Raw genomic sequence first — 20,244 nt, 5'->3', positions numbered from 1 at the left:
TCATGTTGACGTGTCTGCCTGGCGTTCTCAGCAAGGATGATGTGGCGGATTTCCGCCGCATCATGGATGCCAGCGAATGGGAGGACGGCCGCTCCACCGCCGGCGCGCAGTCGGCGATGGTCAAGCGCAACGAGCAATTGCCTGCGGACGGCGAGGTCGCGCGCAAGCTCGGCAACCGCATCATCTCGGCGCTGACGTCGAATCCGCGCTTCATCGCGGCGGCGATCCCGCTCCAGATCTTCCCGCCGCTGTTCAACCGCTATGCGGCGAGCAGCGGCCACCATTTCGGCCTGCACGTCGACAATGCGATCCGCGGCGACCGCCTGACCGGCCTTCGCATCCGCACAGACCTGTCGGTCACGCTTTTCCTCGCCGAGCCGGAGGAGTACGACGGTGGCGAACTTGTGATCGAGGACACCTACGGCTCGCACGAAGTCAAGTTGCCAGCCGGCGACTGCGTGCTCTATCCCTCGACCAGCCTCCATCTGGTCACTCCCGTGACCAGGGGGACGCGGGTTGCGTCTTTCTTCTGGCTTCAGAGCATGATACGGGACGATCAAGCCCGGAGCATGATCTTTGACCTCGACACCGCGATACAGGCGCTGGTGGAACGGCTCGGGCGTGACGATCCCGAAACGGTCAAATTGACGGGTATCTATCACAATCTCATTCGCTACTGGGCCGAAGTATGAAGACCATGTCCTTCCAAGCAAGCCTTGCCGCAGCCTTGATGCTGGCGGCCGCCTGGCTCGCATCCCCCGTTTCTGCCCAGACACAAGGCCCGCCGGCGGCACTGGCCCAATCGACGGCTCAGCCGTCAGCGGCCGGAACGGTTCCGCCGGCAGCCGCGCCGGCGGTCCCTGCGCCTGCGGTCTCGACGGCTCCAGCCGTTGCGGGCACCGCCCCCGTGGCAGCCAATCCCGCGAGTGCCAAGCCCGATGCAACGGGAGCCGTGGTGCCGGCCATGAAGGAATTGTCGCCCTGGGTGATGTTCATGTCGGCCGACGTCATCGTGAAGGCGGTGATGATCGGGCTCGCCTTCGCATCGCTGATGACCTGGACCGTCTTCATTGCCAAGTCGATCGAACTGTCGGTCGCCTCAACCAAGCTTCGTTCGGCACTGAAGAAGATTGCGGAGGCGCGCTCCCTCGCCGAAGCGCAGATGGCACTCGGAACCAAGGAGGGCATCCTGCCGTCGTTCCTGGCGGCTGCGCTGCGGGAGGCGCGGATGTCGGCCGGCTTGTCCAGCGATGCCGGCATCAAGGAGCGCGCGGCCTCGAGCTTTTCCGAAATCGTGCGCGCGGAACAGCGGCGCATCCGGATCGGCATGGGCGTGCTTGCGACGATCGGCTCCACGTCGCCCTTCGTCGGCCTGTTCGGCACGGTCTGGGGCATCATGAACAGCTTCATCGGCATATCGAAGTCGCAGACCACGAACCTCGCCGTGGTCGCGCCCGGCATCGCCGAGGCGCTGCTCGCCACCGCGATCGGCCTCGTCGCCGCCATTCCCGCCGTCATCATCTACAACCACTTCTCGCGCGTGACGAAGGGCTATCTCGAGCTCGTCAGCCGCGCCTCGGGCGCAGCAGGGCGGCTGCTCTCGCGCGATCTCGACCGCAGCCACGGCAGCGTGCATTCACGCGCGGCGGAGTAGACCATGGGCGTTTCGCTCGCAGACAACGACGGCGAAGACGACGATTTCTCGGAAACGCATGACATCAACGTCACGCCGTTCATCGACGTCATCCTGGTGCTGCTGATCATCTTCATGGTCGCAGCGCCGCTCTCGACGGTCGATCTGCCGATCGATCTGCCGACGTCGAGCGCGACGCCGCAGAAGAAGCCGGACAAGCCGACTTATCTCAGCATCAAGCCCGATCTGACGCTCGCGATCGGAGAGAACCCGGTTCACCGGGCCGAGTTGATCGGGACCCTCGACGGCCTTTCCGACATGAGCAAGGACAAGTATGTTTTCCTGCGCGCCGATCGTTCGGTGCCGTACGGCGAGTTAATGGGTGTCATGGAGCTCTTGCGCTCGGGCGGCTATACGCGGGTGAAACTGGTCGCGCTGGAAGGCGCGCCCGGAGCGCCTGCGGCAGGCGCCTCTCAGCCTTAAAGGCCCGCCATGTCGGATGAACTCAGACCATCCCGGAAACTCTGGATCGTGGCGGCGGTGGCCGCGCTCGCGCTTCATCTCGGTGGTGCAGCGCTTGCGCTGGCTCATTTGCGTGCCGACGACGACGGCGACGGACTTGGTGCCAACGGTGCGGAGTTCGCCGTGGAGATGGCATCGCCCAAGGCGCCCGAAACCGATCTGCCGCCGGGGCCTGACAGCGAAGCGATGCAGGAACAGCAGGCGCTTCCCGAGCAGAAGGCCGAGACCAAAGAGACCGAGCTTCCAAAGGATCAGTCGCAGGAGGTCGAGGATCCCGATCGCGTCGTGACCGAGAACCACGCGAAGAAGCCGACGGAAGACGATCCGAAGATTCAGGCGGTCGAGACTCCGGCGGCCGAAGCGTCGCCGAAATCGGTTGCGACCGCACGGCAGACGCTCGAAGAGGATGCGCGCGAGGCCGAGAAGGCGCTGGCGCCTGTCATCGGCATCGGCAAGGACATCCTGAAGCTGACGGCCGATTGGAACCGCAAGATCAGCGCGCATCTGACGCTGCACAAGGTCAATCCGGAAGGCAAGGTGCCCAATAACCAGAAGGTCAAGGTGAGCTTCGCGATCAACCGGAAGGGCAACGTGCTGTCGGTGGACGTCGTGGAGTCGTCGGGGGATGCGGCCTACGATGCGGCGGCGGTGTCGATCGTCCGCAAGTCCGATCCGATTCCGCAGCCGCCTGCCGGACTGACCGAGGACCGGTTCGAACGGACCGTCGATATCATCTTCACCCCGCCGGACTCGAAGAAGAAAAAGACGGCTCAGCGCCAGTAGAGGCGGATCCCGACATAGACCACGACCAGGCAGGCGAAGATCAGCGCCACGGGGAGGGGGCGTTTCTGGGCTCCGCTGGCCGCGCCTGTCCCGAAGAAGCCAGCGCTTTTCGGCTTCGGCGTCGGGCGGCGGAAGGCGGTAACATTGTCCGCTTTCGGCTCGGCCTGGCGGGTGCGGACGTCGGGCGGCGTTCCAGCGCCGCCCATCTCGGCATAGTAGGCCTTGTAGATCGCGCCGATGGTGGCCTCGGTGGCCTCGCCCTCGCTCATCTGCCCCAGCAGGTTCTGGTAACTCGCAAGGAATTCCTGGGCTTCCGAAGGCAACGCGGACGCCCCGTTGAGCTTGGCCATCATCTTCCAGGTGGCGAAATCGGCGCGGGCACGGGTGTCGGCGCGTCGCGCGATCAGCATATCGGCAGCTTTGACCAAGTCGGCCTCTGGCCCTTCGGCATGGGTTCGGATGTCAGGTTCAACTACGCGTTGCCGGTCAGGAAGAGAACAGCCTGAATCACATAACCGGTCAACGTTCGCAGTATTGCTGAAATAACATCAAGATTTAGACCGAACTGCGAGCCCGCGAGCGGTAGCAGGATCAGAAGGCCGATCAGGATCAGCATACCGAACGGCTCGAGCCGGGCCAGCGGCGCAGCGAGGGGACGGGGCAACAGCCCGACCGCAACGCGCCCGCCATCGAGCGGCGGGATCGGCATCATGTTGAAGACGGCCAGGATCGCGTTGATGATGAGCGCATTCTTGAGGTTGTCCGCGACCCATTTCGCCGAGCTCGCGGGCACCAGGGGCAGGGCATGGAAGGCGAAGGCCGCGGCCAGCGCCAGCAGGATGTTGGTTGCGGGCCCGGCCAGCGCCACCCAGACCATGTCGAGCCTGGGGTTGTTCAGCTTGCGGAAGTTCACCGGCACCGGCTTGGCATAGCCGAACAGGAACGGCGAATGCGCGAATAGCAGCATCGCGGGCAGGATCAGGGTGCCGAACGGGTCGATATGCCTGAGCGGGTTGAAGCTGACGCGGCCGAGCTGCGAGGCTGTGTTGTCCCCGAGCCGGTCCGCGACGAAGGCGTGCGCAGCCTCGTGAAAGGTAATGGCGAGCACCAGGGGGAGGACCCAGACGGAGAGATCATAAATGGAAATGTTCACCAGCTCATCCGTTCCGGTTCGGCCCGCGCGCTATGCAACGCAGGGCGTATAAGGCCACACCCCTCTACGATCTACCCTTATATGGCGCTCAATTCCGAAATTGCCCGCTGCAAATGATCCGCCAGCAGTGCCGCCGGACGCGACAGATTGCGCGCGCGGTGGAGGCGGATGTCCGCGGCCGGCAGCGGCGGCAGGCCGTCCCGCTCCGACAGGACGCGCAGGCGAGGGGGCAGGATGCCGGCCTTCACGACCGTGATCGCCAGGCCCTGTGCCGCGATCGCCTCCACCGCCGCGAGGCTCTGGCTGACGAAGGCGAGCCGCCACGGGCGCCTAGCGGCATCGAGGGCGTCGGCCGCCCATTGTCGGAACAGGCAGCCCGGCGGATAGAGCGCGACGGGGAGCATGTCGTGAGGCGCCCCGGCTGAGTATGACGCGGCTGCGGCCCAGACCGCCTGCTCGCGCCGCAGCAGCTCGCCATCGCCGTGTCCTTCCGGATGCATGGCAATGACGAGATCATAGGCCTCGCCGAGCCGGGCCGGCATCGCGGCGGTCAGCCCGGTCTCGATCTCGACCCGGATCTCCGGATGGCTCTTGGCGAATTGCGTCAGCAATGGCGGAACGACGATGGTGCCGTAATCGTCCATCACCCCGAGGCGGACCATGGCCGCGCCCTTGCGCGCGCGGAGCGCATCAACCGCTTCTGCATTGAGGTCGAGAAGCCGCTTCGCATAGACAAGCAGCTCCTGACCCGCCGCGCTCAGTGCCACGCCCGACCTCGTGCGGTGAAACAGCCTGACGTCCAGCCGTTCTTCGAGACGCTTGATCTGGACGCTCACCGCCGATTGGGTCCGGTTGAGTATCGCCGCCGCGCGCGTGAATGACCGATGCTTGGCAACAGCGAGGAAGGCCTTCAGAAGGTCGGGGTCGAGATCGGGCGAGGTCATGACGAAAACTTATCCTGGCATGACGGAAATTCCATTCCCCGTTTCGGCGCGCCTCCTATGCTGCCCGCAAAGTCGTTGGGAGGATTCGTGGGCGAGATCCTTGGCGTTTTTGCCGCCGTGTTGTCGAGCGCGCTGGGCGGGACCTCCATCGGTGCCACGCGCTATCTCGTGGGGAGCATCGATCCGCTCGCGATCGGCTCATTCCGGTTCGGCATCGGCTTTGTCCTGCTGCTGCCTCTGACCCTGCTGCGCGGCGATCGCTGGCCGGAGCGGGGGGACTGGGCCGCCGCCGTCGGACTAGGCATTCTTTTCTTCGCGCTGTTCCCGATCCTGTTCAACGCGTCGCTGATCTTCACGACCGCCGCGCGCGGCGCGCTTGCGTTGTCGACGCTTCCGCTGTTGTCGCTCGTGATCGGGGCCGCTCTCGGCGCCGAAGCCCTGACCTGGCGCAAGTCCATCGGCGTCGTGACTGCGACGTTTGGCGTTGCGGTCGCGCTGCTCTCCGATCTCGCCTCGGCGCCGTCGGGCGCCTGGCGCGGCGATCTCCTGATGATGGCGGCGGCGCTGTGCATGGCGCTCTACGGCATCTGGTCGAAGCCGCTAATCCGGCGCTCCAGCCCGATCGCCTTTACGACCATGAGCATGGCGGCGGGTGTGGCCTGCCTCATCCTGCTCTCGTATGTCCGCGGCAGCTTTGCACCCGTCGCCGGCTTCGGCATGCCGCAGTGGCTGGGAGCCCTCTATCTGGGTGCCTTCGGCGCGGCGCTGACCTTCTATCTCTGGGCCCTCGCGCTGGAGCGGACGACGCCGACGCGCGTCGCGATCTCCGTGACGGTCAACCCGATCACGGCATCGCTGGTTGGCGGCTGGCTGCTGAACGAATCGCTGCGCTGGAATCTGGCGGCCGGCATCATTGCGGTGTTTGCCGGGATCTGGATCGCGACGACGACGGGACGCCGCATCGAAGCGGCTGGCGTCTCAGGTTAATCGCGACCTCACGTCGGGATGGTCGTCTGATATTGCGTCAGGCCGTCGTCGAGCCTCACCCACGCCAGTTTTTCCGAGACCCAGATGTGCTCGGTCGGCGCGAAGGCGTGACGATCGTCGAAAGTGGCCAGCGCGACGCCCGCCAGCGTGCCGTTGCGACGCCAGGCGAACAGACGCGTGCCGCACTGCTTGCAGAACACACGGTCGATGTTTGCGGACGAGGCGTAGCGGGCGGTCTCGCCCTCGACGCTGAGCGCGCGCTGGTCGAACTGCGCGCGGGCGAAGTAGGGCGATCCCATCGCCTTCTGGCAGATGCGGCAATGGCAGATGCGGACGTTGAGCGGCTCGCCCTCCGCCTTGAACCGCACCGCGCCGCACAGGCATCCGCCTTCCCGGATCATGATGTCCTCAATAGGTCGCGCGGCCGCCGGAAATGTCGAACACCGCGCCGGTCGAGAACGCACAATCCTCGGACGCGAGCCAGGCCACCATCGCGGCGAGCTCTTCCACCAGCACGAAGCGGCTCTTCGGGATCTTCGACAGCATGAAGTCGATGTGCTGCTGCGTCATCTGGTCGAAGATCGCGGTCTTCGCGGCGGCCGGTGTCACCGCGTTGACGAGGATGTCATGTGCGGCGAGCTCCTTTCCGAGCGACTTCGTCAGCGCGATCAGGCCGGCCTTCGAGGCCGAGTAGTGCGCCGCGTTCGGATTGCCTTCCTTGCCGGCGATCGAGGCGATGTTCACGATGCGCCCGTATTTCTGCTTGAGCATCGCGGGCACGATCGCCTTGCTCACGATGAAGGGGCCGTCGAGGTTGATACGCAGCACCTTGCGCCATTCCTCGAGGTCGGCCTCCCAGACCGGCTTGTTGACGCCGGCAATGCCGGCATTGTTGACCAGGATGTCGATCTTGCCGAAGGCTTTGAGCGTCGCATCGCGGGCCTCTTCGACGGCGGCGGTGTCGGTGACGTCGACCTTGAAGACCTTGGTCTCGCCGCCGATCTCCTTTGCCGTCTTCTCGGCGAGCGCGGCATCGAAATCCCAGATCGCGACCTTCGCGCCAGAGGCGACAAAGCGCTCGGTGATGGCACGGCCAAAGCCTTGCGCGCCGCCGGTGACCACAGTGACGCGGCCGTTGAGATCGATCTTGTTCACCAATTTGTTCCTTTCTCCCAAATTCGGCGGCAGCGGCGGTTTGCTCCCTCGCCCCGCTCTTCGCGGGGAGAGGGTGGGGTGAGGGGTGTCTCCACATGCGCGTGAGGAGATGTTGTGCCTCGCCCCTCACCCGGATTGCTCAGGCGCGCAATTGCGCGCCACAGCAATCCGACCTCTCCCCGCAGAAGGGCGGGGAGAGGTTAAGAGATCAGAGCATGTAGCCGCCGTCGACGACGAGGTCGACGCCGGTGGTGAAGGCGCTCTCGTTGCTGCCGAGATAGACCGCCATCGCCGCGATCTCCTCGGCGGTGCCGAGCCGGCCCATCTTCTGGCGGGAGATGAACATCTCCTTGCCTTGCGGTCCCTGCGCGGCGGCGCGGTCGAGCATCGAGGGCGTCTCGACTGTGCCGGGACAGATCGAGTTGCAGCGGATGCCCTTGGTGATGAAGTCGAGTGCGACCGCGCGGGACAGCAGTGACACTGCCGCCTTCGACGAGCTGTAGACGTAGCGGTTCGCCGGCGGCCTCAAGGCCGCGCAGGACGAGATGTTGACGATGCTGCCGCCGCCGCCCGCGATCATGTCGGGCAGGAAGGCCTTGATGGTCCGGTGCATCGATTTGACGTTGAGGTCGAACGAGAAATCGAAATCCTCCTCCGAGCATTCCAGGATGGTGCCATGGTGCACGAAGCCGGCCGCGTTGAGCAGGATGTCGATCTTGCCGACGCGCTTGGCAAAGGCGTTGACGTCGGCGGTGTTGCGGACGTCGAGCTTGGCGACCTCGGCGATGCCTTCCTTGGTCAGGCCCGCGATGCCGGCCTCGTTGATGTCGGTGGCGATGACGGTTGCGCCTTCACGCGCGAATGCGGTGGCGCAAGCGCGCCCGATGCCTGCTGCTGCAGCCGTGACGACGGCGCGTTTGCCCTTGAGGCGGTCTGCCATGTTCTTCTCCCTTGTATTCATTCGAATGCCAACCCCACGTCATTGCGAGGAGCTCTTGCGACGAAGCAATCCAGGGTCTCTCCGCGGAGGCAGACTGGATTGCTTCGCTTCGCTCGCAATGACGGTGTGGCTGCTAGTGATTATCCCGCGCCACACCGAAGGTGCCGGCGACGTTCTGATACCTTGTGGCGAGCTCCATGCAGGCGCCGGTCGACTGCTGGCCGACGGTGTTGCGGTAGATCTCCTGCCACGGCGTCTGGTTCGGCGGATGCTTGAAGCCGCCATTCGCCTTGAGCTCGGCGTGGCGCTTCTTCAGCTCCTCGTCCGAGATCAGGATGTTGGCGCTGCCCTTGTTGAGGTCGATGCGCACCTTGTCGCCGGTCCTCAGGATCGCGAGGCCCCCGTTGGCGGCGGCTTCCGGCGAGGCGTTCAGGATCGAGGGCGATCCCGAGGTCCCGGACTGGCGGCCGTCGCCGATGCAGGGCAGGGAGAGGATGCCGCGTTTGATCAAGGCGGCCGGCGGCTGCATGTTCACGACCTCGGCGCCGCCGGGATAGCCGATCGGGCCGGTGCCGCGGATGAACAGCACGCAGCGCTCGTCGATGTCGAGCGAGGCATCGTCGATCCGCTCGTGATAATCCTCCGGTCCCTCGAACACGATGGCGCGGCCTTCGAACGCGTTCGGATCCTTCGGGTTGCTGAGATAGCGATCGCGAAACTCCTTGGAGATCACTGAGGTCTTCATGATCGCGGAATCGAACAGATTGCCCTTCAGCACCAGGAAGCCGGCATCCTTCACCAGCGGCTTGTCGTAGGCCCAGATCACGTCGTTGTCGGGCTCCGGTGCGTTCTTGCAGTTCTCGCCGATGCCGCGGCCGTTGACCGTGATCGCATCCTCATGGATGCGCTTGTGCTTCGTCAGCTCGCGCACCACCGCCGGCACGCCGCCGGCGCGGTGGAATTCCTCGCCGAGATAGAAGCCGGCCGGCTGCATGTTGACCAAGAGCGGCACGTCGTGGCCGACCTTCTGCCAGTCCTCGATCGACAGCTCGACGCCGATGTGGCGGGCCAGCGCGTTGATGTGGATCGGTGCGTTGGTCGAACCGCCGATCGCCGAATTGATGACGATGCAGTTCTCGAACGCCTTGCGGGTCAGGATGTCCGAGGGCTTGAGATCTTCCCAGACCATCTCGACGATGCGTTTTCCGGTCTCATAGGCGATCTGGCCGCGCTCGCGATAGGGGGCCGGGATCGCCGCGCAGCCCGGCAGCGAGAAGCCGAGCGCTTCGGCCAGCCCGTTCATGGTCGAGGCTGTGCCCATGGTGTTGCAATGACCGACCGAGGGCGCCGAGGAGGCCACGATCTCCATGAACTCCTCATAATTGATCTCGCCGGCCGCGAGTCGCTCCCGCGACTTCCAGACGATGGTACCGGAGCCGGTGCGCTCGCCGGCGTGCCAGCCGTTGAGCATCGGGCCGCCCGACAGCACGATTGCGGGCAGGTTCACCGTGGCCGCCGCCATCATGCAGGCCGGCGTGGTCTTGTCGCAACCGGTGGTGAGCACCACGCCGTCGAGCGGATAGCCGTAGAGGATCTCGACCAGGCCGAGATAAGCGAGGTTGCGGTCGAGCGCAGCGGTCGGCCGCTTGCCGGTCTCCTGGATCGGATGGGTCGGGAATTCCATCGCGATGCCGCCGGCCTCGCGGATGCCTTCGCGGACGCGGTGCGCGAGCTCGATATGATGGCGGTTGCAGGGGGAGAGGTCGTTGCCGGTCTGGGCGATGCCGATGATCGGCTTGCCGGATTGCAGCTCGGCGCGGGTGAGGCCGTAGTTGAGGTAGCGCTCCATATAGAGCGCGGTCATGCCCGGATTGTGCGGGTTGTTGAACCATTCCTGCGAGCGAAGATGGCGGCGGGTACCGTTGCTGCCGGCGGCATGCCCATTGGTTGGTTTCTTTGTCATTGGTTTCTCCTGCAATGCAAACGCACTGGCGTCCGTCTCATGGTGTCGGCATGTGCGATGCCCAACGGCGCGAGCGATCTGCCTTCCCGCTGGCGGGTCGTTTCCTCACGAGTCCGATACTAGTCGTGGCTACTTGGTAACGCTATCATTTTGTTCGCCGCCGCCGCGCCGGAAACGGGCGGCCTGCTGTCCGAACGTCGTGCCGACGAGCTTTGCCGCTCGATCACCTTGAAACCGAGATCGAGCACCGGCTGCTCCGGGCGCCGCCCTTCAATGGCGTTGATCAGCATGGTGGCGGCCGTCTTCCCCATCTCGTAGCGGTTGGTGCGGACGCTGGTGAGGGTGGGGACGGCGGAGGCCATGAATTCGAGATCGTTGAAGCCGACGATCGCGATCTGCCCGGGGACTGCGATCTCCCGGCGCCGGCATTCGAACAGCACGCCGAGCGCGAGGTCGTCATTGGCGCAGAACACCGCGTCGATGTCGGGCTCCCGCGCCAGGAGATCGGTGAACAGCGCGCCGCCAAGCGTCACCGAAGTCGGGGTGGCCGTCGTGACGACGAGGCGCTGATCGAACAATGCGGCGTCCTTCATCGCCGAGACATATCCGTCCAGCCGCCGCTGCACCCTGGGATCCATGCGTGCGCCGACGAAGCCGATCTTGCGGTGGCCTTGTTCGAACAGGTGCGAGATCGCGGCGCGGGCTGCATCATAGTGCGAAAAGCCGATCATCATGTCGACCGGATCGGGGCCGATCTCCATGATCTGCACAATCGGGCAGTCCGCGGCTTCGAGCATCGCGCGGGACTCCGCGGTCTGGTCGATGCCGGTGACGATCAGCCCGGTCGGTCTCTGTGCCAGGAACAGGCGCAGCAACTTCTCTTCCTGGAGAATGCTGTAGCGCGTGTTGGACAACTGGATCGAGTAACGGCTGCCTTCGGACGCGTCATAGATGCCGCGCAGCACGTCCGAGAACACGTTATTGGTGAGAGAGGGGATCAATACACCGATGACTTCGGTGCGTTGCGAGGCCAATGCGCGTGCGGCAAGGTTGGGCACATAGCCGAGCTCCTTGGCGGCGCTCTCGACCCGCGTCCGCTTGGCGACCGACAGGGCCTCCGGATTGCGGAAGAAGCGGGACGCGGTAATCGGGCTGACGCCGGCGAGCTCGGCCACTTCGGCCAGCCGGATTTTGCCTGACTTGGTGCGTTTTCGACCCATTTGCTGCTCTTAACACAGTCAGCCCCGCAAACAAAGGAACGTTGACAGCGCTACCAGCAGCGACTAACCAAAGACAAATTGCCAAAACCGCACAAACTGCCGACAATGTCGCCCGCTAAGATCGGGCTTCGTTCGGTGAAGTCTGAAGAACAAGACGGTCGCGGCGCTTAAGAGGCGTCGTGGACTTTCGAGGAGGGAGCTAGATGTCGTCTGTGCAAATCCGCGACGTGCGGAAATCGTTCGGCAATTTTGAAGTCCTGCACGGCGTGACGATTCCGATCGAGGACGGCCAGTTCGTCGTCCTGGTTGGCCCCTCCGGCTGCGGCAAGTCGACGCTTCTGCGCATGCTCGCAGGCCTCGAGAACATCACCTCCGGCACGATCTCGATCGGCGACCGCGTCGTCAACAATGTCCAGCCCAAGGAGCGGGACATTGCAATGGTGTTCCAGAACTACGCGCTCTATCCGCACATGACGGTGGCCGACAACATGGGCTTCTCGCTGAAGCTGCGGAATGCCGGCTCCGACGAGATCAACAAGCGCGTCAAGCGCGCCGCCGAGATCCTCGCGCTGTCGCCGCTGCTCGACCGCTATCCGCGCCAGCTGTCCGGCGGCCAGCGCCAGCGCGTCGCCATGGGCCGCGCCATCGTGCGCGATCCGCAGGTCTTCCTGTTCGACGAGCCCTTGTCGAACCTGGATGCCAAATTGCGCGTCGCCATGCGCACCGAGATCAAGGAGCTGCACCAGCGGCTGAAGACGACGACCGTCTACGTCACCCACGACCAGATCGAGGCCATGACCATGGCCGACAAGATCGTCGTCATGCATGACGGCATCGTCGAGCAGATGGGTACGCCGCTCGAGCTCTACGACAAGCCCGACAACCAGTTCGTCGCCGGCTTCATCGGCTCGCCCGCGATGAACTTCCTCAAGGGCCATGTTCGGGTCAACGGCGTTGCCACCTTCGAGGGGCCGAACGGTGTCAAGCTGCCGCTCAAGACCGCTCCGGCGGCGTCCGACGGCCGTCCGGCCGTCTATGGCGTCCGGCCCGAACATTTCACCATTGCCGACGACGGTGCCGAGGCCGAGATCATCGTGGTCGAGCCGACCGGCTCGGAGACGCAGGTGTTCGCAAAGCTTGGCGGCGAGCAGGTCGTCGCCGTCTTCCGCGAGCGTCACCAGTTCAATCCGGGCGACAAGGTGCGGCTGAAGCCCGAACCGTCGCTGGTACATCTGTTCGACGATGCGACGGGCAAGCGAATGAACGCATAAGCCAAAATTTAACAAACCAAAAATCATCAGAGGGAGGACGATATGCAAGACTTTACCCGCCGGGCATTGCTACAGGGCGGAACGGCGTTGGCTGCGACCGGCGCGCTGACTGGGCCCGCGCTGTTCGAGTTTGCGAAAGCCTGGGCGGCGGACGCGCCGTGGAAAGCCGAGCCCGGCGCGAAGCTGACCGTCATGCGCTGGAAGCGCTTCGTTCCGGCGGAGGACGATGCGTTCAACGCGACCGTAGCGGCGTTCAAGGCCGCGACAGGCACGGAAATGAATGTGTTCAGCGAGTCCTTCGAGGATGTGCAGCCGAAGGCATCCGTGGCCGCCAATACCGGCTCCGGGCTCGACATGGCGTGGGGGCTCCACACGCTGCCGCAGCTGTTCCCGACCAAGGTCCTGAAAATGAACGACGTCGCGGACTATCTCGGCAACAAATATGGTGGATGGACCGACGCGGCAGCCAAGACTTGCAAGCAGGGCAACGACTGGCTCGGTATCCCCGTTGCCACGATCGGCGGTTACATGACCTACCGGAAATCAGCGACGGACAAGGCAGGTTTCAAGGAGTTCCCGAAGGACTTTCCGGGCTTCCTCGAAATGTGCAAGGCGCTGAAGGCGAACAACACGCCGGCAGGCTTCGCGCTGGGACATGCCAGCGGCGATGCCAATGCCTGGCTGCACTGGATTCTCTGGGGCCACAATGCTTGGACCGTCAATGAGAAGGATCAGGTCAGCATCAACTCGCCGGAGACGGTGAAGGCGCTGGAATACTGCAAGGCCCTATCGGATGCCTTCATCCCCGGTGTTGCATCCTGGAACGATTCCTCCAACAACAAGGCGTTCCTGGCGGGCGAGCTTTACTGCACCTCCAACGGCATCTCGATCTACGTCGCGGCGAAGGACGACGCGTCCAAAAAGGATCTGGCTGAGGATACCTATCACGCCTTGTGGCCTGTCGGTCCGATCGGCAAGCCGACCGAGCTGCAGCTCACGGTTCCGATCCTGGCGTTCAACTTCACGAAATATCCGAACGCGGCGAAGGCCTTCACCGCCTTCATGCTGGAGAAGGAGAATTTCGAGAAGTGGCTGTCCGGCGCGCGGGGCTATCTCACCCACACACTGAACGCCTACGACAGTGCTCCGGTGTGGACTGCGGACCCCAAGAATGCGGTGTTTGCCCAAGCCTCCAAGCGCGCTCTGCCTGCATCCGGCATCGGCACGCCCGGCGAGAAAGCTGCGACCGCGATCGCCGACTTCATCGTGGTCGACATGTTCGCCAATTACTGCACCGGTGCGAAGGACGCCAAGGGCGCCGTCGCGGAAGCCGAGCGGCAATTAAAGCGCATTTATCGCTAAGGTCACGAAGCGGGCGGTTTCGGCCGCCCGCTCATCTACACTCCGATCAGGGACATCGGGTATGGCTGATATCGCAATTGCCCCCCGAACCAAACCTCAATTCCGCGAGGCGACCGCCTGGGAACAACTCAGGCACAATCGCAACTGGCTCGGCTTCTGGTTCATGCTTCCGGCCATGGCGTTCCTGATCTTCTTCCTGGCCTATCCGCTGGGCCTCGGGATCTGGTTGTCGTTCACAGACACGCGTATCGGGCGCGTCGGTCATTATGTCGCAACCGAGAACTACGAGTGGCTCTGGGACGATGCGATCTTCTGGCTCTCGGTGTTCAACACGTTGCTTTACACGTTGCTCGCCAGCGCCTTCAAATTCGGCATCGGCCTCTATCTCGCGCTGCTCCTGAACGAGAACATGCCGTTCAAAGCGATGCTGCGTGCGATGGTCCTGATCCCATTCATCGTACCGACAGTGCTGTCGGCGCTGGCCTTCTGGTGGATCTTCGATTCCCAGTTCTCGATCATCTCCTGGTCGCTGAAGCATCTCGGCCTGATCAGCCAGAACATCAACTTCCTCGGCGACACGACCTGGGCCAGGATCTGCGTGATCTTCGCCAATATCTGGCGCGGCGTGCCTTTCGTCGCGATCACACTGCTCGCGGGGCTACAGACCGTGTCCCCGTCGCTCTATGAAGCCGCGACCCTCGACGGCGCCTCCAGCTGGCAGCGATTTCGCTACATCACCTATCCGCTTCTCACCCCGATTATCGCGGTCGTCATGACCTTCTCGGTGCTGTTCACCTTCACCGACTTCCAGTTGATCTGGGCGATGACCCGCGGCGGTCCGGTCAACGCCACTCATCTGATGGCGACCCTGTCGTATCAGCGCGCGATCATCGCGGGGCAGCTGGGCGAAGGCGCCGCAATCTCCAGCGCGATGATTCCCTTCTTGCTCGCGGCCATCATGATCTCCTGGTTCGGCCTGCAGCGCCGCAAGTGGCAGCAGGGAGAGAGCAATGACTGACCTGCCCACCAGATCCATCGATCTCAAGAATGTGCTGTCGGGCTCGGCGCCGACGGCCGATCACAGCGAGGGCATGAGCTATCTGCAGTCGGTGCCGCGGCGGATCGTGACGCTGTATCTGCCGCTCACGATCATCGTCGTGATCCTGCTGTTTCCGTTCTATTGGATGGCGCTGACCTCGGTGAAGCCGGACGAGCAGTTGCTCGACATGGAGACCTACAGTCCGTTCTGGACCTGGAGTCCGACGTTCAAGCACTTCCACAAGCTGCTATTCGAGAGCTACTACCCGCACTGGCTCTGGAACACGATGTATGTGGCGATCTGCGCCACCGTGCTCTCGATCATCGCATCGGTGCTCGCGGCCTACGCCATTGTGCGCTTGCGTTACAAGGGGGCCAATCTCGTCGGCGGGCTGATCTTCCTCGCCTATCTCGTGCCGCCGTCGATCCTGTTCATTCCGCTCGCCACGGTCGTTTTCCAGTACGGTCTGTTCGACTCGCCGCTGGCGCTGATCCTGACCTATCCGACCATCCTGATCCCGTTCTCGACCTGGCTGCTGATGGGCTATTTCAAGACCATCCCGTTCGAGCTCGAGGAATGCGCGCTGATCGACGGGGCGAGCCGCTGGCAGATCCTGATCAAGATCGTGCTGCCGCTCGCAATCCCCGGCCTGATCTCGGCCTTCATCTTCTGCTTCACCCTGTGCTGGAACGAGTTCATCTACGCGCTGACGTTCCTGCAGTCGACCAGCAACAAGACGGTGCCGGTCGCGATCGTCAACGAGTTCGTGGACGGCGACATCTACCGCTGGGGTTCGCTGATGGCGGGCGCTCTGGCCGGCTCACTGCCGCTCGTGATCCTTTACGCCTTCTTCGTGGAGCATTATGTGTCGGCGATGACCGGCGCCGTGAAGGAATGATCGCGGGGCTTGCCGAGAGCGCGTCAGGAGCGGCGCGCTCCGGCCAATAAGCCAATAAGGAGTTAAGCTCTTGCACATTCTGGTTCTCGGCGCCGCCGGCATGGTCGGCCGCAAACTCTGTGAACGGCTGCTGCGCGACGGCCGGCTCGGCAAGAGCGACATCACCAAGCTCACGATGCACGACGTGGTCGAGCCGAAGAAGCCGGCGAAGGCCGGTTTTCCCGTCGAGACCGTGTCGGGCGATTTCGCCGTGCCGGGCGCGGCCGAGAAGCTGATCGCCGGCCGTCCCGACGTGATCTTCCATCTCGCCGCCATCGTCTCGGGCGAGGCCGAGCTCGATTTCGACAAGGGCTACCGCATCAATCTCGACGGCACGCGGATGCTGCTCGATGCGATCAGGCTTGTTGGCGGCGGCTACAAGCCGCGCGTCGTCTTCACGTCCTCGATCGCGGTGTTCGGCGCGCCGTTTCCCGATGCGATCGGCGACGAGTTCTTCCATACGCCGCTGCTCAGCTACGGCGCCCAGAAGGCGATCGGCGAACTGCTGCTCGCCGACTATTCGCGCCGCGGCTTCCTCGACGGCATCGGCATCCGCCTGCCGACCATCTGCATCCGGCCGGGCCTGCCCAACAAGGCGGCATCGGGCTTCTTCTCCAACATCCTGCGTGAGCCGCTCGCCGGCAAGGAAGCGATCCTGCCCGTGTCCGAGGACGTCCGCCACTGGCACGCCACGCCGCGCTCTGCCGTTGGCTTCCTGCTCCACGCCGGCACCATGGATCTCGCCACCGTCGGCCCGCGCCGCAACCTGACCATGCCCGGCCTGTCCGCCACCGTCGGCGAGCAGATCGCCGCGTTGAAGCGCGTTGCCGGTGAAAAGGTCGCCGCCCGCATCAAGCGGGAGCCGGATCCCTTCATCGTCGGCATTGTCGGCGGCTGGCCGCGCAATTTCGATGCGAAGCGCTCGCGCGAGCTCGGCTTCACCACCGCCGAGAAGACTTTCGACGATATCATCCGCATTCACATCGAGGACGAGCTCGGCGGCAATTTCGTCGCCTGACCTCTGACTGAGCGGGCCAAGTGATGGCGAGCGTTGCTTGCATTGGCGAATGCATGGTCGAGCTCCGGCAGGCGCAAGGAGGCGCGTCTGCCGGGCAGGGGGGCGGCCTGTACTCGCGCGGTTTCGGCGGCGATACCCTCAACACCGCCGTCTACCTGGCGCGGCTCGAGGTCAAGGTCGACTATCTCACCGCACTCGGCGATGACGCCCTGAGCGATGAGATGATCGCGGCCTGGAATGGGGAGGGTGTCGGTACGCGGCGCGTCGTGCGGCTGGCCGGCAAGCTGCCCGGCCTCTACATGATCCAGCTGGACGCCAAGGGCGAGCGCCAGTTCTTCCATTGGCGCGACAGCGCGGCGGCGCGCCAACTGATGAGCCTACCGGAGACGGATGAACTGCTCAACTCGCTGATGAGCTACGACATCGTCTATCTCTCCGCCATCACGCTGTCGATCTACGACGCACCCGGACGCGAGCGCCTGTTCGCGGCGATCAAGCGCGCGCGCCTGCTCGGCACCCGCTTCGTGTTCGACACCAATTTTCGCGCGCGCGGCTGGCCGGATCGCGACGTCGCCCGTGAGGTGTTTGCCGCGGCCTTCGCGGCCGCCGACATCGTGCTGACCTCGACCGAGGACCTGCTCGCGCTCTATCCCGGCGAGAGCCAGGAGCAACTGATGGCGCGCATCCCGAGCCCCGAGCTGGTGTTCCGGCTGTCGGAGCCGGTGAGCCTCTTGCGCTTTCCCGGCGGGACCAGCGAGGTCCGCGCCGAGCCCATGACCAAGCCGGTAGTCGACACCACCGCCGCCGGCGACAGCTTCGCGGCGGCCTATATCGCCGCCCGTCTCGCCGGCGCCGAGCCGGTCGAGGCCGCCCAGGCCGGGCACCGCCTCGCCAGCATCGTGATCTGCTATCCCGGCGCCATCATTCCGGGCTATGCCATGCCGCCGAAGAAGCGGCACCGGCCGGCGGCCTCTCGCCAGGCGACCAAGTAGAGAAGCGACTGCAACGATGACCACGACCGCCCAACAGAATCACCTCGCCGCGCTGTTAAAGGCAGCGACCGTCATTCCCGTCCTCTCCATCGAGCGCATCCAGGATGCCGTGCCGCTGGCGCGTGCGCTGGTCGCCGGCGGCGTCCGCACGCTGGAGGTGACCCTGCGCACCCCCGTTGCAATCGAGGCCGCGAGGGCGGTGATGGCCGAGGTCCCCGAGGCGGTCGTCGGCATCGGCACGATTCTCAATCCGGCCGACTTCACCCGTGTCGAGAAGCTCGGCGTTGCGTTCGGCATCAGCCCGGGCCTGACCCTCGATCTCCTCAAGGCCGCAACCGACAGCTCCTTGCCGTTCGCGCCGGGCATTGCCACGGCCTCCGAGCTGATGATGGCGCTGTCCTACGGCTTCGACGTTGCAAAGTTCTTCCCGGCCGAGCAGGCCGGCGGCATCAAGGGACTGCGGGCGCTCGGCGGCCCGTTCCCGAACGTGCGGTTCTGTCCGACCGGCGGGGTCGGTGAAGCCAACGCGGCGACCTGGCTGGCCGAGCCCAACGTGGTCGCGGTCGGCGGGTCCTGGCTGTGCCCGACGGCGGAGATCCGGGCCGGGAACTGGGCCGGCATAACTGCCATCTGCCAGCGCACCCTCAAGGCCCTGAAAGCCGCGTGAAGTCTTGCCGTCCCTGGGCTAAGACTTAGCTCAGGAAGAGACCTTCAGGGAGAAAAGACCATGACCGCCAGCATCGTCGGATGGGCGCATACGCCGTTCGGCAAGTTCGACACCGAAACCGTCGAAAGCCTCGTCACCCGCGTCGCCAATGAGGCGCTGGCGGATGCCGGCATCTCAGCTAGCGACGTCGACGAGATCGTGCTCGGCCATTTCAACGCCGGCTTCTCGCCGCAGGATTTTACCGCCTCGCTGGTGCTCCAGGCCGACCCCAAGCTGCGCTTCAAGCCGGCGACCCGCGTCGAGAACGCCTGCGCCACCGGCTCGGCCGCGGTGCACCAGGGCCTGCGCGCGATTGCCGCAGGGGCCGCCAAGATCGTCCTGGTCGTCGGCGTCGAGCAGATGACGCGCACCCCGAGCGCCGAGATCGGCAAGAACCTGCTCAAGGCGTCCTACCTGCCCGAAGACGGCGACACGGTCGGCGGCTTTGCCGGCGTGTTCGGCAAGATCGCCAGCTCCTACTTCCAGAAATACGGTGACCAGTCCGATGCGCTGGCTCTGATCGCGGCCAAGAACCACAAGAATGGCGTCGCCAATCCCTTCGCCCAGATGCGCAAGGATTTTGGCTTCGACTTCTGCCGCGCCGAGAGCGAGAAGAATCCTTACGTCGCCGGACCGCTGAAGCGCACCGATTGCTCGCTGGTCTCCGATGGTGCCGCGGCGCTGGTGCTGGCCGATGCCGAGACCGCCAAGGGCATGACCAAGTCGATCGGCTTCCGCGCCACCGCGCATGCCCAGGACTTCCTGCCGATGAGCAAGCGCGACATCCTCCAGTTCGAGGGCTGCACGGTCGCCTGGCAGCGCGCGCTGGAAAAGGCGGGTGTCACGCTGTCCGATCTCTCCTTCGTCGAGACCCATGACTGCTTCACCGTCGCCGAGCTGATCGAGTACGAAGCGATGGGCCTGACGCCGAAGGGGCAGGGTGCCCGCGCCATCAAGGAAGGCTGGACCCTCAAGGACGGCAAGCTGCCCGTCAATCCGTCCGGCGGTCTGAAGGCGAAGGGCCATCCGATCGGCGCCACCGGCGTGTCCATGCATGTGATGACCGCGATGCAGCTCGCAGGGCAGGCGCCCGAGGGCATGCAGCTCAAGAACGCAAAACTCGGCGGCATCTTCAACATGGGCGGCGCGGCGGTCGCCAATTACGTTTCCGTGCTGGAGCCGTTGAAGTAAGCTCTCGTAGGGTGAGCAAAGGCGCGAAAGCGCCGTGCCCACCACCTTCCTTGCGCTAGATCATGGTGGGCACGCTTTGCTTTGCCCACCCTACCGGCTCCTGATTGATTGGCGGAAAAGCATCATGAGCACTAATTACGAAAACTCTCTCTCAATGGACGCACTCAACGATCGCATCGCGATCCTCGAGGACAATATCCGCCAGCTCATCGAGCAGGCTGCTGCCGCCTCGGGCGAGCAGAACGAGTCGCGCATCGCCGACCGCATCAACCAGCAGAACGACGAGCTCGACCGTCTCATCAAGATCCGCGAATCCCGCCAGAAGAAATAGCGGCCGATATCGCCGCGCGGCGCATGCCGCCATACGCCGCCCGCCCTTGCGCGAGCGGCGGCACTGCCGTTAGCTGGATCGAAATCGCGAGGGCATT

At 64.4% G+C, this 20,244-nt stretch carries 22 protein-coding genes; 14 read left to right on the top strand and 8 right to left on the bottom strand.

Annotated elements, in window-relative coordinates; genetic code table 11:
* Nucleotides 1-2 precede the first annotated feature (2 nt).
* From ACVIIV_RS29000 to ACVIIV_RS28985, 4 genes are read left to right on the top strand one after another with little or no spacing between them, the layout of a single operon-like run.
* Nucleotides 3-692 (top strand): Fe2+-dependent dioxygenase, encoded by a 690-nt coding sequence (locus ACVIIV_RS29000; protein WP_024338258.1) that lies wholly within the window; start codon nt 3-5, stop codon nt 690-692.
* Nucleotides 689-1,654 (top strand): tonB-system energizer ExbB, encoded by a 966-nt coding sequence (exbB, locus tag ACVIIV_RS28995; protein WP_456747206.1) that lies wholly within the window; start codon nt 689-691, stop codon nt 1,652-1,654. The genes ACVIIV_RS29000 and exbB overlap by 4 nt, the downstream gene beginning before the upstream one ends.
* 3 nt (nt 1,655-1,657) lie before the next feature.
* Nucleotides 1,658-2,116 carry a TonB system transport protein ExbD gene (gene exbD, locus ACVIIV_RS28990; protein ID WP_456747205.1) on the top strand — a complete coding sequence of 153 codons (459 nt, stop codon included), beginning with the start codon at nt 1,658-1,660 and terminating at the stop codon, nt 2,114-2,116.
* A 9-nt stretch (nt 2,117-2,125) separates the two neighbouring features.
* Complete coding sequence (locus ACVIIV_RS28985; protein ID WP_456747204.1) at nt 2,126-2,938, top strand: energy transducer TonB family protein; 813 nt, start codon at nt 2,126-2,128, stop codon at nt 2,936-2,938.
* Here the strand turns inward: ACVIIV_RS28985 and ACVIIV_RS28980 are convergent.
* From ACVIIV_RS28980 to ACVIIV_RS28970, 3 genes are all read right to left on the bottom strand, one after another.
* Nucleotides 2,926-3,348, bottom strand: coding sequence for a hypothetical protein (locus tag ACVIIV_RS28980; protein WP_456748855.1), 423 nt, complete (start codon nt 3,346-3,348; stop codon nt 2,926-2,928). The genes ACVIIV_RS28985 and ACVIIV_RS28980 overlap by 13 nt on opposite strands.
* Nucleotides 3,349-3,410: 62 nt before the next feature.
* Nucleotides 3,411-4,091 (bottom strand): site-2 protease family protein, encoded by a 681-nt coding sequence (locus tag ACVIIV_RS28975; protein WP_456747203.1) that lies wholly within the window; start codon nt 4,089-4,091, stop codon nt 3,411-3,413.
* A gap of 77 nt (nt 4,092-4,168) precedes the next feature.
* A complete protein-coding gene (locus ACVIIV_RS28970; RefSeq protein WP_456747202.1) occupies nt 4,169-5,035 on the bottom strand; it encodes a LysR family transcriptional regulator in 867 nt (288 codons plus the stop codon).
* Between the two features lie 87 nt (nt 5,036-5,122).
* Here ACVIIV_RS28970 and ACVIIV_RS28965 point away from each other — a divergent pair, with 87 nt between their 5' ends.
* Nucleotides 5,123-6,022, top strand: coding sequence for a DMT family transporter (locus tag ACVIIV_RS28965; RefSeq protein ID WP_456747201.1), 900 nt, complete (start codon nt 5,123-5,125; stop codon nt 6,020-6,022).
* An 8-nt stretch (nt 6,023-6,030) separates the two neighbouring features.
* On the opposite strand, the gene ACVIIV_RS28960 is transcribed toward ACVIIV_RS28965, so the two are convergent.
* The 5 genes from ACVIIV_RS28960 to gntR form a co-directional block, all read right to left on the bottom strand.
* Entirely contained in the window at nt 6,031-6,423 is a 393-nt protein-coding gene (locus ACVIIV_RS28960; RefSeq protein ID WP_456747200.1) for a GFA family protein, read from the bottom strand.
* A 7-nt stretch (nt 6,424-6,430) separates the two neighbouring features.
* The gene (locus ACVIIV_RS28955) at nt 6,431-7,177 is read right to left on the bottom strand and encodes an SDR family NAD(P)-dependent oxidoreductase (protein ID WP_456747199.1); all 747 of its coding nucleotides are present in this window, start codon (nt 7,175-7,177) and stop codon (nt 6,431-6,433) included.
* Nucleotides 7,178-7,385: 208 nt separating this feature from the next.
* Nucleotides 7,386-8,117: an SDR family oxidoreductase gene (locus ACVIIV_RS28950; protein WP_456747198.1), complete on the bottom strand. Its 732-nt coding sequence runs from the start codon at nt 8,115-8,117 to the stop codon at nt 7,386-7,388.
* A gap of 133 nt (nt 8,118-8,250) precedes the next feature.
* Nucleotides 8,251-10,080, bottom strand: coding sequence for an IlvD/Edd family dehydratase (locus tag ACVIIV_RS28945; RefSeq protein ID WP_456747197.1), 1,830 nt, complete (start codon nt 10,078-10,080; stop codon nt 8,251-8,253).
* A 119-nt stretch (nt 10,081-10,199) separates the two neighbouring features.
* Entirely contained in the window at nt 10,200-11,300 is a 1,101-nt protein-coding gene (gene gntR / locus ACVIIV_RS28940) for an HTH-type transcriptional regulator GntR (protein WP_456747196.1), read from the bottom strand.
* 203 nt (nt 11,301-11,503) lie between these two features.
* On the opposite strand from gntR, the gene ACVIIV_RS28935 reads away from it, so the two are divergent.
* From ACVIIV_RS28935 to ACVIIV_RS28895, 9 genes are all read left to right on the top strand, one after another.
* Nucleotides 11,504-12,571, top strand: a complete 1,068-nt coding sequence (locus ACVIIV_RS28935; protein ID WP_456747195.1) for an ABC transporter ATP-binding protein — start codon at nt 11,504-11,506, stop codon at nt 12,569-12,571.
* Nucleotides 12,572-12,613: 42 nt separating this feature from the next.
* Entirely contained in the window at nt 12,614-13,933 is a 1,320-nt protein-coding gene (locus tag ACVIIV_RS28930) for an ABC transporter substrate-binding protein (RefSeq protein WP_456747194.1), read from the top strand.
* Between the two features lie 61 nt (nt 13,934-13,994).
* A complete protein-coding gene (locus tag ACVIIV_RS28925; RefSeq protein ID WP_456747193.1) occupies nt 13,995-14,951 on the top strand; it encodes a carbohydrate ABC transporter permease in 957 nt (318 codons plus the stop codon).
* Nucleotides 14,944-15,870, top strand: a complete 927-nt coding sequence (locus ACVIIV_RS28920) for a carbohydrate ABC transporter permease (RefSeq protein ID WP_456747192.1) — start codon at nt 14,944-14,946, stop codon at nt 15,868-15,870. Before ACVIIV_RS28925 ends, ACVIIV_RS28920 begins: the two co-directional genes overlap by 8 nt.
* A 70-nt stretch (nt 15,871-15,940) precedes the next feature.
* The gene (gene denD, locus ACVIIV_RS28915; protein ID WP_456747191.1) at nt 15,941-16,927 is read left to right on the top strand and encodes a D-erythronate dehydrogenase; all 987 of its coding nucleotides are present in this window, start codon (nt 15,941-15,943) and stop codon (nt 16,925-16,927) included.
* A 23-nt stretch (nt 16,928-16,950) separates the two neighbouring features.
* Complete coding sequence (locus ACVIIV_RS28910) at nt 16,951-17,919, top strand: sugar kinase (protein WP_456747190.1); 969 nt, start codon at nt 16,951-16,953, stop codon at nt 17,917-17,919.
* A 16-nt stretch (nt 17,920-17,935) separates the two neighbouring features.
* Nucleotides 17,936-18,586: a bifunctional 4-hydroxy-2-oxoglutarate aldolase/2-dehydro-3-deoxy-phosphogluconate aldolase gene (gene eda, locus ACVIIV_RS28905; protein ID WP_456747189.1), complete on the top strand. Its 651-nt coding sequence runs from the start codon at nt 17,936-17,938 to the stop codon at nt 18,584-18,586.
* 60 nt (nt 18,587-18,646) lie between these two features.
* Nucleotides 18,647-19,816 (top strand): acetyl-CoA acetyltransferase, encoded by a 1,170-nt coding sequence (locus ACVIIV_RS28900; RefSeq protein ID WP_275516053.1) that lies wholly within the window; start codon nt 18,647-18,649, stop codon nt 19,814-19,816.
* A gap of 124 nt (nt 19,817-19,940) precedes the next feature.
* Nucleotides 19,941-20,147: a hypothetical protein gene (locus ACVIIV_RS28895; protein ID WP_456747188.1), complete on the top strand. Its 207-nt coding sequence runs from the start codon at nt 19,941-19,943 to the stop codon at nt 20,145-20,147.
* Nucleotides 20,148-20,244 lie beyond the last annotated feature (97 nt).

The organism is Bradyrhizobium sp. USDA 4354 (assembly GCF_054060315.1).
The sequence above is the reverse complement of the archived record's forward strand: the minus strand, read 5'-3'. Positions and strand labels throughout refer to the sequence as shown.